General features: G+C 57.0%; 11 protein-coding genes and 1 pseudogene. 7 read left to right on the forward strand and 5 right to left on the reverse strand.

Annotated features, from left to right (window positions below; all coding sequences use genetic code 11):
• Nucleotides 1-6 precede the first annotated feature (6 nt).
• Nucleotides 7-434: pseudogene (locus KW568_RS13495) on the reverse strand (hypothetical protein); the annotation flags it as partial.
• Nucleotides 435-507: 73 nt separating this feature from the next.
• Nucleotides 508-672, reverse strand: coding sequence for a hypothetical protein (locus tag KW568_RS13500; protein ID WP_155500257.1), 165 nt, complete (start codon nucleotides 670-672; stop codon nucleotides 508-510).
• A gap of 589 nt (nucleotides 673-1,261) precedes the next feature.
• On the opposite strand from KW568_RS13500, the gene KW568_RS13505 reads away from it, so the two are divergent.
• Nucleotides 1,262-2,479 carry a PucR family transcriptional regulator gene (locus tag KW568_RS13505; RefSeq protein WP_016488028.1) on the forward strand — a complete coding sequence of 406 codons (1,218 nt, stop codon included), beginning with the start codon at nucleotides 1,262-1,264 and terminating at the stop codon, nucleotides 2,477-2,479.
• Between the two features lie 248 nt (nucleotides 2,480-2,727).
• Here the strand turns inward: KW568_RS13505 and KW568_RS13510 are convergent, their stop codons facing one another.
• The 3 genes from KW568_RS13510 to KW568_RS13520 all read right to left on the reverse strand — a co-directional run bounded on the left by KW568_RS13510 (nucleotide 2,728) and on the right by KW568_RS13520 (nucleotide 6,186).
• The gene (locus KW568_RS13510) at nucleotides 2,728-3,747 is read right to left on the reverse strand and encodes a GlxA family transcriptional regulator (protein ID WP_016488027.1); all 1,020 of its coding nucleotides are present in this window, start codon (nucleotides 3,745-3,747) and stop codon (nucleotides 2,728-2,730) included.
• 197 nt (nucleotides 3,748-3,944) lie between these two features.
• Nucleotides 3,945-5,330 (reverse strand): GABA permease, encoded by a 1,386-nt coding sequence (gene gabP / locus KW568_RS13515; RefSeq protein WP_016488026.1) that lies wholly within the window; start codon nucleotides 5,328-5,330, stop codon nucleotides 3,945-3,947.
• Nucleotides 5,331-5,403: 73 nt separating this feature from the next.
• Nucleotides 5,404-6,186: a creatininase gene (locus tag KW568_RS13520; RefSeq protein WP_016488025.1), complete on the reverse strand. Its 783-nt coding sequence runs from the start codon at nucleotides 6,184-6,186 to the stop codon at nucleotides 5,404-5,406.
• A 316-nt stretch (nucleotides 6,187-6,502) separates the two neighbouring features.
• Between KW568_RS13520 and KW568_RS13525 the strand changes: the two genes are divergently transcribed.
• The 6 genes from KW568_RS13525 to KW568_RS13550 all read left to right on the forward strand — a co-directional run bounded on the left by KW568_RS13525 (nucleotide 6,503) and on the right by KW568_RS13550 (nucleotide 12,501).
• Nucleotides 6,503-7,630: a spermidine/putrescine ABC transporter substrate-binding protein gene (locus tag KW568_RS13525; RefSeq protein WP_016488024.1), complete on the forward strand. Its 1,128-nt coding sequence runs from the start codon at nucleotides 6,503-6,505 to the stop codon at nucleotides 7,628-7,630.
• Between the two features lie 24 nt (nucleotides 7,631-7,654).
• Nucleotides 7,655-8,572 carry an ABC transporter permease gene (locus tag KW568_RS13530; protein WP_024717429.1) on the forward strand — a complete coding sequence of 306 codons (918 nt, stop codon included), beginning with the start codon at nucleotides 7,655-7,657 and terminating at the stop codon, nucleotides 8,570-8,572.
• Nucleotides 8,569-9,378, forward strand: a complete 810-nt coding sequence (locus KW568_RS13535; RefSeq protein ID WP_016488022.1) for an ABC transporter permease — start codon at nucleotides 8,569-8,571, stop codon at nucleotides 9,376-9,378. The genes KW568_RS13530 and KW568_RS13535 overlap by 4 nt, the downstream gene beginning before the upstream one ends.
• Nucleotides 9,379-9,406: 28 nt before the next feature.
• Complete coding sequence (locus tag KW568_RS13540; protein ID WP_259538168.1) at nucleotides 9,407-10,495, forward strand: ABC transporter ATP-binding protein; 1,089 nt, start codon at nucleotides 9,407-9,409, stop codon at nucleotides 10,493-10,495.
• A gap of 86 nt (nucleotides 10,496-10,581) precedes the next feature.
• Nucleotides 10,582-10,974: a hypothetical protein gene (locus KW568_RS13545; protein ID WP_016488020.1), complete on the forward strand. Its 393-nt coding sequence runs from the start codon at nucleotides 10,582-10,584 to the stop codon at nucleotides 10,972-10,974.
• Between the two features lie 315 nt (nucleotides 10,975-11,289).
• The gene (locus KW568_RS13550) at nucleotides 11,290-12,501 is read left to right on the forward strand and encodes a M24 family metallopeptidase (protein ID WP_016488019.1); all 1,212 of its coding nucleotides are present in this window, start codon (nucleotides 11,290-11,292) and stop codon (nucleotides 12,499-12,501) included.
• The last annotated feature ends 50 nt before the right edge of the window (nucleotides 12,502-12,551 follow it).

Below are 12,551 nucleotides of genomic sequence, written 5' to 3' on the forward strand. Positions count from 1 at the left end.
GCACGATCACGCTGCCTGCTTGACTGGAGCAGGCGGCGGTCTTTGAAGACCTTGCAACCAGTCGCAGTAGCGGGCCACGCCTTGCTCGACTACCATTGTAGGTGCCGTGTAACCGGCAGCGCGCAAGCGCTCCAGGTCGGCGCAGGTGTAACACTGGTACTTGCCACGCAAATGTTCAGGAAATTCGCTGTACTCCAGAATGCCTTCCAGCAAGGCCATATCAAGTGACAACGAGGGTTGGCCTTGCTGCCCGCGCAACCGATTGATCACAGCCAGGGCCACATCATTGAATGGTTGGGCGCGGCTACTGCCAACAGAACTGCCGGCGCACCTGTTGCATCGAACAGGAACTTCGAATAGCCATAGACGTTCAGCGGGCGCTCACATTCGCGCTGTTCACGAAAGTCCTCGTCGGCTCCGTAGACGCGGGAAGAAATGCAGGTGCGCTGCCCCGAACTGCTAATCACCAACTATTCAATGCTCGAATACATGCTAATGCGTCCGTTGTCACGGGGCAGGCCCATTGCAGGTCTCATTTCCAGCAGATGGCAGGCTCAGGAAATTATCGTTTGCCGGCTCAATGGCCAGTTTGCCGGTTTTGGTCGGCACAAAGTCCATTGTCGGCATTTCATCGTTGGTGCCGAGCTTGAGGAGTCTGCCATTGAACGTCACCGTTTTGTCGGTCAGCGTTGGTCGCTTGCAAGGTGTAGCGGCGTGCGGCGACGGGCACGGTCAGTGATGCCGTTTGATACCGGGCAGTGTTGAGCACCAGCAGGGCGAGGCCGCTCGGTTGGTCACGTAAATGTTGCTAAAAGATTGTAGAGAAAGCGAGCACTAAGCTGCAACGTTTGGATAGGGGGTGAGCATCACTCCACCGGAAATTTGGTCATACGTCCGCGTGGTCGTCGAGTGCATGAAGCTTGATGGGATTATCTCCAAAGTCGTGAGAGTAGATGGAATGTACGGGAGGGCATCTCGATACTTGGGGCTGTTGATCGCAGTCATCTCGCCGTTCGAGGGAGTGATCATGAACGATTTCAGGTAGCATCTCTATTACAAGTCCCCGGCATGGTCGTCGATGAGCTTGCTGAGACTTAACCGCATGCGCTTTTCGGTCATGGCGTAGGAGCAGTACTGGCATGTTCCTTCAATTTCTAAAGTTGATATCTTCGGCGAGCAGTGACGCCATGGTACAGCCCGACATTCTCATGTGCGAGCCAGTTAGAGGGCGTCAGATGCAGAGCCTGGCGGGTGTCGAGCCATGAGCTTGACTCTGAGTGAGGTCCTGAACCTGCCCGGCTTGGAAGACATGAGGGTCCGCGCAGGCGAGCTTTACTTGCAACGGCGAGTATGCTGGTCCTACGTGGCGGGAAATGAGGGTATCACCGCGTGTAAAATGGGCGGCGAACTAGTATTTATTTCGGAAATCAATTACCTATGTGACGAACGCAAGTTACTCACTTTGGTCGAGACTGGTGCTGTGTTGGGTATTGCCGGGATGGTGGTTCTTACTGGAGGCCCGTTTCCCCAGTGCATCCCGTCTGCAGTGATCGCTCGTGCTGAACAGTTGGGATTGTCGCTGATCGAGCAGCCCTCTCCGCTGAAGTTGGTGTTTGTGACCCACCTGATCGATACGGCCCTGATGCATATGACTCAAGTGCGGCGCTCACGTAACCACATTCTCGGCCAGTTGCTGACCGGAGATTACCCGAGTCTGGCCATTGCCCGACAGCGGGCTGCGCATCTGCAACTGATGCTTGATATTCCACGGCGACTGGTCGTGCTGCGCTTGTCAGGTATCGAGACGCTGTTTGAGCGCCAAGGCTTGGCCCAAGGCGAGCAGCTGTGGCAAGCCACTCGCCAGTCCATGGAAGACCAACTTGAAGCCTGGGGTCGCAGCCGCCCGGGAACGGTGATGGTAGAGATGCCGGGCGACCTCTTCGTGCTACTGCTGGCGGATGCCGATGACCTGCCGGCAGCCTTGACCACGTTGCGTCGGCAACTGATCGGAGTGGCAGGGGAGTTGGATATGTACATGGGCCTGTCGAGCGTTGCTGAAGATTGTGGTCATTACCGCCGACTGCTCAACGAAGCGCGCCAGGCGCTGAATGTGGCGCAGAAACTGCGCCCGGAGAGCGGATACTGCGATTTCAACGAGTTGGGCGTGTTGGGTTTGCTGCAGGGGGTAGTCGACCGCACGCTCATCGACGACTTCGTCGAAAAGACACTCGGCCCGTTGTTCGTGCCCGGCCGTAAACACCCTAAAGTACTCGTGCATACCCTCGACGCTTTGCTCAAGGAAAATGGCAACGGGCTCAAGGCTGCCCAGCGCCTGGGACTTCACCGTAACACCATCAATCAACGTATCCAGCGCATCGAACAACTGAGTGGAAAATCCTTGGACGATCCACTTTTTCGTATGAATGCTTCGATCGCTATTATGGTATGGCACATGTCTATCGCCCGAGGTAAGGAATAATGACATGAACATCATCAATGCGCGCCTGCGTAGCAAGCGTAGTCCGCTTCGTCCTGAATGGCATGACATCTAGCCAGATCCAAGTGATGGTCCAAAACTGTGCGGAATGACCGAGATTCCCCTGCAGAATTGTGGTGGCGCCCTCGTGGAGCGCACATTCACTTGGATGCCCTCACATTGCGGGCCAGCTGAGGGGAGCATGGCGAGGAAATCCTGGACCGCGCCACGAAAACTAACGACAGGGTTGTTCAGTGAAGTGAAGAGACTACCTTTTTCCGCTCGCCGATTGGTGAGACACCAAAGAAACGACTGTAGCACTTTGAGAAGTGTGCTGGCGAAATGAAACCACAGGCGAGGGCGATATCACGCACTTGGGATTCACTGTGTAGCAATAGTTGCCTAGCCCGTGTCAGGCGTAGTTCCAAGTAATACTGACTCGGTGTGTTTTGAAGATGCTTGTGGAACAAACGCTCCATTTGCCGAACCGAGATCTCATTCAGTTCTGCAAGCTCTTCCAAGGTCATCGGGTCTTCAAGGTTGGCTTCCATGATTGTAACAATCTGACTGAGTTTGGGCTGAGAGGTGCCGAGCTTTTGCCGCAAAGGCACGCGCTGGCGCTCTTGCGATCCACGTACTCGATCACATAACAGCAGTTCAGCCGCATGACTGGCAATGTCCCGCCCGCCAGGTTCTCGGGCAATCAGTTGTAGGATCATGTCCATGGACGCCACGCCGCCGGAGCTCGTGAAACGGTCACGGTCAAGCTCAAACAGTTGGTTGGAAATGATAATGCCGGGAAATCGCTCTTTTAGCGCCTCGATATCTTCCCAGTGGATGGTACACCGATAACCAGTGAGCAGATTGGCGCGTGCTAGCAAATGGCTGCCTGTGCAAATACCGCCCAATGGCACCTGGTCATGTGCCAACTTGCGAAGCCAGTTGAGGATGGGGCGGGTATTGTGGTCGGAGACTATCGGGTTTGGCCCCACCACGAACAGCATGTCCAGCTTTGGGGCATCCTTGATACTGAAATCGGGCAGGATGCGCATGCCGTTACTGGCACTCACTGGCTCCATGTCGGCTGCAATGATCAGGGTCTGGAACATGGTTTTGCGTGCTGCCAGGTTGGCCATGCGCAAGGTTTCCACCGCCGAGGCGAAGCCAATGGTGGTGAAATTGGGAATGATCAGGAAACCGACGACTTTCAGCGGCGGGGCATCATTGACAGGGTATGCCGGTGCCAACGGCGAGGATTTTAACGTACCCATCAATACGACTCCTTGAATGCAAAAAAATGACGTGCTCTGCGTCTGGTTGCCGTAAATCGGCAATTCATTGTGTTTAGGTTGATGCATTTGTCAGAGTGATAGTACACGCAGTGCCTAAGCATTGGGAGGCGCCCCGGTGAAAAGCAAAAACCCTGCGAAAGCAACACCTTCACAGGGTGGGTAACGACTCGGCCTGGTCAGGCAGGCTTGCTCGCCACGGTGGCCGAAGTGCTCTTTTTAGACGAGAAAATGGCGCTCACGCAGACGATGGACAGCGCCAGCGCACCAGTTGCCACCACTTCCATGCGATGCCCTGGCATCACCAGCATCATCGTCAAGATACTGATGATGGAGAAGATGACCAGGTAGCTGAGCCAGGGGAACAGCCACATCTTGAAGTCCAGCGCAGTACCTTGGCTATCCATCCGATTACGCAGAACCAATTGCGAAACAGCGATTGCCAGATAGACTAGAAGCGCTACCGCCCCCGAACTTGCCAGCAGGAAGGAAAACACCTCGTCGGGAGCGAAGTAATTGAGTGCTGTGGTCAAGAAGCCCACTGCGGTGCTGGCTAGCACTGCAATCACTGGCACGCCCGTCGCTGAGGTGCGCTGCAGAACGCGAGGACCGTCGCCGCGCTTGCTCAGCGAATAGACCATGCGCGATGCGGTGTAGATGGCCGAATTGAGGCAACTGGCAACGGCAATCAGCACGACGATATCGACGATCATCTTGGCGTGCGGGATGTTCATCAGCTCAAGGGCCCGTTGATAGGAGCCGACCTGTACTAGCATGGGGTCGTTCCAGGGCACGATGGAGATGATCAGGAACACCGAGACGATGTAGAAGATCCCCATTCGCCACACCACGGAATTGGTGGCACGGGTGATTTGCTTGGAGGGGTTTTTCGACTCGGCGGCGGCAATGGTGACAATTTCAGTACCCATGAAACTGAACACGGTGGTGAGCATGGCACCGATGACAGCGGTCATGCCGTTGGGCATGAAACCACCAAACTCATGACTCAGGTTGACCACGCCGCTAACTGAAATATCGGGCAGCGCGCCTGTCAGTGCCAATGCACCCAGAGCAATGAACCCTAGCACCGCGATAACCTTGAGCATCGCAAACCAAAACTCGAATTCACCGTAGCGCGCCACACTGAACAGGTTAGTTACGGTCAGCAAACCGGTAACCACCAGTGCGAATTCCCAGGTTTCTATCGCAGGGAACCAGGCATGCAGAATGGCCGCTGCTGCAATGGCTTCGATTGGAATGACCAGCACCCAGAACCACCAGTACAGCCAGCCAATGGTAAAGCCTGCTGTACGTCCCATTGCGCGCTCGGCGTAGGTGGAGAATGACCCGGTATCTGGCGAGGCCACCGCCATTTCTCCGAGCATGCGCATGACCAGAACGACCAGTGTGCCAGACATGATGTACGCGAGAATTGCCGCAGGACCGGCTGCAGCAATGGCATGCCCCGAGCCGATGAAGAGGCCGGCGCCAATAGCGCCGGCGATTGACAACATGGTGACGTGGCGCTGCTTGAGGCCGGGGGCCAGAGTTGAGTTGCTGGACATGCTAATTACCCTTTTTATTCTTGAAGGAGGGTGAACTGCGAACGGCGGTGCTGCTCTGGGCTGGAGATCGGTGTTATTTCTGCAGGTCGAAGGCCTCCCGCACAGCGCTGCTAATGCCCTCTACGCAAACTCGCAGAATCAACTCGCCTTTTTCTCGGTTGGCGCCCTTAGGCGAGGAAAGCGTTCCGCAGGCGGGGGTGCGTTCAGGGATGATGGGGAAGACATCGTAAGGTGGGAATTTTGCCGGAGGGTGGTCGACGGCGCGGCTCAGGTCGACCTTTTCAGGGTGCAGGGCCAGCATCAGTGACGTTTCGAAAACGCCACCGTGTTCGATGTCCCAGCCGAGGAAACCTTCGGGGTAGAGCTCTTCGATGACCGCCGGCGCGTTGACGAAATCCCAGTAGGACAGAACGACCACCTTGAAATCGGTGATACCGCCATAACGCAGTTCGCGCAGCGCCAGGTCGATGCCTTCGACGATGAACATCGAGTTTTCATAATGGCCATTCATCAAGACCAGCTTGCGCGCCCCATGCCGGGCGAGTTCGCGGATGATGTCCTGGATGGTATGGGTCAGTGTTGCGCCATCCAGGCTGGTGGTGCCGGGAAAGTGGTTGCCACCTCCCGACTTCTGCTGTGACTTGTAGCCATAGGCCAAGGCGGGTAACACCAAGCCGTCGACTTCTCGCGCTACTGCCTTGCACAGGGCGGTAGGCAATAGCACATCCACCTCCATGCACATGTGATGACCGTGCTGCTCCAAGGCGCCCACCGGCAAGAAAATCGTGCTGCCGGAAGCTACCTTCTGTGCGTACTCAGGCCAGGTGAGTTCGCCAACCACTACGCTTTCGTTCATCGGTTATCTCTCTTTATTCTTGTATTCGTTGAAGTAGTCCGTTTGCAGCGAGCCAGTACATGCAACGATTTGATCAGATCACAACGACATTCACTTGTCAGTTCCCGACCTGAATTTGACAAATGCTGACGGACCTGCGATCCAGGTGGGTCGGGTGGGGCAGGGGGCGAATTTGACAAATTACAGGTCGGAAAAACACAACTTGCCCTGATGGCAATCTGCTGCAATCGGTAATCACACAGGCGGTGAAAACCTTGGGGAAGCGGGGCGAAAGCGCGGCTGGGCCAAGGCACTTTTGATTACCGAGGGTATCTCCATGACGCGTCGCGCCGATTTTTCACGCCGTACATTCATCAAGAACAGCAGCATTTTGGCCGGTGTGGCGGCGCTCTCCGGGGTACTTCCGAACAGAACCTTTGGCGCAGCCGAAAAAGAACTGGTGATACTGGCGTGGGCAGGCCACGCCGCGCCCGACATCGTCGCGGATTTCGAGCGCGAGCATGGGGTCAAGGTGCGGGCCAAGTACTACACCGGCGGCGATAACATGCTGGGGCTCATTTCGCAGTCACCACCGGGCACCTTCGACCTGATCCTGTCGGATGCCGAGTATGTGCAACAACTCAACGCCGCCGACTATATCGAGCGACTGGACCTTGCCGATTATCCCTTCGATGACTTCTACCCAGAGTTTCAGCACTTTCCAGGGCACTGGCAGGGCGATGAACTGTATTCGGTCATGGTCCGCTTCGGCTTTCTCGGTATCGCCTTCAATACCCAGTTGCTGCCGGAGTCCAAGGCGAAAAGCTACCAGGTGTTCTGGGACGATAGCCTCAAGGGCAAGGTCGGCCACTTCGACTGGCACCTGCCAAACCTGGGCCAGATCAGTTTGCTCAATGGCAACAGGCTGCCCTACGACATCGACGCGGCGCACTGGAAGAGGCTCCAGGACAAAACCATGAGCCTACGCGGACAAGTGGCCGGGTTCTTCGATTATGGCGGTACCTTCTCCTCCCTGAAAAACGGCCAGATCCACGCGATGTGTGGCATTGGCGACTGGATTACCGGGGTCTTGCAGCGTGCCGGGGCACCGGTAAAAACAGTGATACCCGAGGAGGGCGGCCTGCAATGGACCGAGTCTTATTGCATCGCCAAGAAAGCCCACAGCCCGGAACTTGCGAAGAAGTTCATTCAATACATCACCTCCCCTGAAGGCCAGGTGAAGTCGGCGAAGATGGAGGCTTACCCGGCGCTGATTCCCAATAAGCGCGGCTGGGAGTTGCTGAACAAGACCGACCTTGCCGAAGCCAGACGCCAAGGCATGGTACTGGGCCAGCGCAATGTCATGGACGACATCCGCGAGGGGCGTATTCAGTATCGCGCGCTCCCCGTGCAGCAGAGCCTGGAGGACTGGAACGACTTCTGGTCGCAGTACAAGGGCGCTTGATGGCGCCTACACAGGAGCGGCGTAATGATTTCGAACAAGCTATCGCCCCCACTGCCCGCCAGTGAGGAGCCTGCACGCACGCGTGGGCAGTTCGGCAAGCGCACCTGGCGCTTACCGGGGTATGGGCTGATCCTGTCGCTGCCGATACTGGTCTGGCAGCTACTGTTTTTTGTAGCGCCCTTGCTGTTTCTGCTGACCATCAGTTTTTGGCTGGTGCGCAACTTTCGCATGGTCCCTGCGTTCGAGTGGCTGAACTGGAAGTACCTGTTCAGCCGCGAGTACTTCTGGGATGCCTACTTGCACACCTGGGCGATGGCGGCGGGGGCCAGTGTGCTGATCAGTGCCGTAGCCTTTCCGTGCGCCTATACAATTGCCTTCAAGTTCCGCGAATCGACCCGGCAATGGTTGGTGCTGTTGTTGATCACGCCATTTTTTACCAGTTACCTGGTGCGCACCTATTCCTGGCAAGTCTTTCTCAGTGACCAGGGGCTGCTCAATAGCGCCCTGGCGTTGCTGGGGATTGGGCCGTTGCCCTTGCTCAATACCAGTTTTGGTAGCTATGTGGGTTACTTCACCCTGTGCCTGCCGCTGGTAGTGTTGCTGCAGTTGTTCAGCCTCATGTACATCGACCGCACGCTGATCGAAGCTGCCCACAACTTGCGCGCGGGCCGTCTGCGCACGGTATTTGGGGTAGTGATTCCATCGGCGCGGGTCGGCATCGTCATCGCCGCACTGTTCTGTTTCATCATGACCTTCGGTGACTTTGTCAGCCCGCTCTATCTAGGGGGCGGCCAACCACCAACCTTGAGCACCCTGATTACCGACACGACCAAATCGGGGCAGCAATGGCCACGCGCGGCGGTTATTGCCACGACGATGATCGTGACCTTGCTGGCCACGGCGTTCCTGATGGTTCGCCACGCCTACAGGAGGCGCGCATGAACGAACATCGTGTCATCAACTTCATGCTGCGCAGCTTCGTCGTCCTGGTGTTCTTGTTCATCCTCACGCCTATCATTGGCAGCTTCGTGTTTTCCTTCAACGTCGACCGCTTCCCATCCTTGCCCCTGGGTGGCTTCAGTTTGCGCTGGTACGAAGCGATTGCCGCCGACCCGCAAGTCTGGCAAGCCTTCAACAACAGCCTGGTCGTCGGTGTGGTGGTATCGCTGGTTTCCACGCTGCTGGGCTTCACTGCCGCCTATACCGACTTTCGTTATCACTTTTTTGGCAAGTCGGTGTACATGGCATTGGCACTGCTGCCTCCTACCATTCCGGTGGTGATTCTGGGCCTGGCGATGCTCGCGTTCTTGTCGCGAATCGGCCTGTCCGGCGAGCTGTATGCCGTCATGATCTGCCACATCGTCATGTGCTCACCATTCGCCATGGCGGTGATTCGCATGCGCCTGGCGCAGATGGCCCCGCAACTGGAGGCCGCCGCCTGGAACCTGAGCGCCAGCCAATGGCAGGCCATGCGCTACGTGATCCTGCCGTTCACCGCCCCGAGCATTTTCGCCGCACTGTTCGTGACCATGGCCGTGTCGTTCGACGAGTTCGCGGTGGCCTGGTTCGTTTCGGGCCTTAACGAGACAGTCCCGGTACGCATCCTCAATACTTTGCAAGGGCAGGTCAGCCCGACCATCAATGCGATAGGCACGATCGTTTTCATCACCACGATCACGCTGACGATCGTTGCCCAGGTTTTGCTCATGCGCCGGCAGAAGAAACCGGCTGACGGCAAAAAAAGCTGAACATCCCATGCCGACGCAGGAGCTCCCCATGACTCAACCGTTAGTGGTATTCGATAACGTGACCAAACAATTCGGCAGTTACGTCGCTGTCGAACCGATGAACCTGGAAATCTACAAGGGCGAGTTCGTCGCGATCATGGGCTCCAGTGGCTGTGGTAAAACCACCACGCTGCGCATGCTTGCCGGGCTCGACAAGCCCAGCAGCGGTGAAATTCGCTTGAACGGCGAGCGCATCAACGACCTGTATTCCTGGCAAAGGGACACCCCGCTGGTGTGGCAGAACCTGGCGCTGTTCCCCTTTCTGAGCGTGCTTGAAAACGTTGAGTTCGGTTTGCGCATGCGCGGCATGGGCAAAGCTGAACGGCGCAAAAAAGCCCTGCACTGGCTAGAGCGCCTGGACCTGGGCGAGTTTGCCAACCGTGATATAAGCATGCTTTCTGGCGGGCAACGGCAGCGGGTGGCGCTGGCGCGTTCACTGGTCACCGAGCCCCCGATACTGCTACTGGACGAACCGCTCAGTGCCCTCGATGCGCACTTGAGCGTGCGCATGCAGGCGGTGTTGACTGGGTTGCAGAAGGACCTTGGCATCACCTTCGTCTATGTCACCCACAGCCAATCCGAAGCCTTCGCCATGGCTGACCGCGTGGTGATCATGAGCCGTGGCCGGGTTGAGCAGATTGGCACGCCCAAGGATATTTTCTTCGAACCGCACAACCGTTTTGTCGCTGAATTCGTCGGCGGCAAGAACATGCTTGGCGGCGTTGTGCTTGGCTTCGACGACACCGGGCTGGTGCAACTGGACTCGGCGTATGGTCGCTTTCTGGCACGCTTGCCCGAAGACCGATCTGTTGCGGTAGGGGAAGAGGTCACCCTGTGCATCAGTGCCGAACATATCAACCTCGCCGCGCAACCGACCACAGCCAGCCGCCTGGCGTGTACCGTGATGGGGGAGGAATTCATTGGGTCAATGGTCAACATATACCTGGAAGTCGCCAACGGGCTGGAACTGCAAGTGCAGAAGCCGTACGCGGATTACGACCTACTTGGGCTCAAGAGCGGGCAGAGGGTGCATGTCGGGTGGGACGATGCGCGGGCGCTGATTTTACGTGGCAATTAGAGGTCGATATCTGACATCTGCGCAGGGGCGGCAGCGTGGACAATTGTAGACGTACCCACGCCCAGTTGACCCGAAGGAGGCAGTACATGCAGCAATTGACTGAAACCAGCGAAAACCTGGCCAGCGCCGTGCGTATTGGCTTCCTGCTGGCCGAAGGGTTCGATTTCTATGCCTTGGCCGCTGCGCTGGAACCCTTGCGCCAAGCCAACGACGTGGCCCGCTGCGTGGTCTGCGAATGGCAGATACTGAGCCTTGAGGGCCAGCCGCTGAAGGCCAACAATGGCATCGTGGCGGCCACCGTGCAACTGAGCCAGGCCAAGCCCCTCGATGTGCTGATTCTGTGCCTTGGCAGTGAATTGCAGTTGTGTACCGACGACAGTGTCCGCGAATCGCTGGCGCTGCTGACCAAACCGACCTGCCGCACGCTCGATGTCGGCGAATTGGCCGAATTCATCGGCGTTGCCCGGTTGTCCCCGTAGCGCGTGTTCACCCGCTACCAGAGCTGAACCTGCCTCGATAATTATCTTGATCCGCGCCTGCAATGGGCGCGACATCGCGCGTTTCCTCTCCTTCATTCCCCCTCATCTATACCTCTGCCTGTTCTTGCCGCAGCGAGGCCTGTACGGCAGTGGCGGGCAATATTGTCCTTTCCATAGCGGCGTTTACAGCAAGGCGGATCTGATCATCTAGGGGTCGGATTCGCGCAAAAAAGGCCGCCTTTTATCTGTTCGAATGATCTCCAGTGGCACCCAAAACAGGGCCTCTCTACTGATCACCTACCAAGGAGTGAAGACATGCAAATGCCGAAAACAATACAGATTCAAAACGGCGAAAAAGTTAAGCCGACGTTCTCGCACCAGGAATACGCCAACCGTCAATCCAAGTTGCGCAGCTACCTGGCCCAGAACAATATCGACGCCGCTGTCTTCACGTCTTATCACAACATCAACTACTACAGCGATTTCCTGTATTGCTCGTTCGGCCGTCCTTATGCCCTGGTGGTGACTCAGGATGCCGTGGTGTCGATCAGCGCCAACATCGACGGTGGCCAGCCATGGCGGCGTACCGTGGGCACCGAAAACATCATCTACACCGACTGGCAGCGCGATAACTACTTTGTCGCGATTCAACAAGCCTTGCCCAAGGCCGGACGTATCGGGATCGAGTTCGACCACTTGAACCTGGTCAACCGCGACAAATTGGCCAGCCGTTATCCCCAGGCCGAGCTGGTGGACGTCGCCGCGCCATGCATGCGCATGCGCATGATCAAGTCGGCTGAAGAGCACGCCATCATTCGTCACGGTGCCCGCGTTGCCGATATCGGTGGTGCTGCGGTGGTTGAGGCCCTGCGTGACCAGGTGCCTGAGTACGAAGTGGCGCTGCATGCCACCCAGGCCATGGTCCGTGAAATTGCCCGCACTTTCCCCGATTCCGAACTGATGGACACCTGGACCTGGTTCCAGTCTGGTATCAACACCGATGGCGCGCATAACCCGGTAACCTCTCGCAAGGTCAACAAGGGCGACATTCTGAGCCTCAACTGCTTCCCGATGATCGCCGGTTACTACACCGCGCTGGAGCGCACGTTGTTCCTCGACCATTGCTCCGATGAGCACCTGCGCCTGTGGGAGGTCAACGTCAAGGTCCACGAGGCCGGCCTGAAGCTGATCAAGCCAGGCATGCGTTGCAGCGATATTGCCCACCAGTTGAACGAGATTTTCCTCGAGCACGACCTGCTGCAATACCGCACCTTCGGTTATGGCCATTCGTTCGGCACCCTGAGCCATTACTACGGCCGTGAAGCTGGCCTTGAGCTGCGCGAAGACATCGACACCGTGCTGGAACCTGGCATGGTCGTGTCCATCGAGCCGATGATCATGCTGCCCGAAGGGCTGCCGGGTGCGGGTGGTTACCGCGAGCATGACATTCTGATCGTCAACGAAAACGGCGCTGAAAACATCACCAAGTTCCCATACGGCCCAGAACACAACATCATCAAGAAGTAACCGAGCAAGCCGCACAGGAAACTGTGCGGCTTTTTTTATCCGTATGACTT

Origin of the sequence: Pseudomonas sp. HD6515 (assembly GCF_024971855.1) — a bacterium.
Classification (GTDB): Bacteria; Pseudomonadota; Gammaproteobacteria; order Pseudomonadales; family Pseudomonadaceae; genus Aquipseudomonas; species Aquipseudomonas alloputida.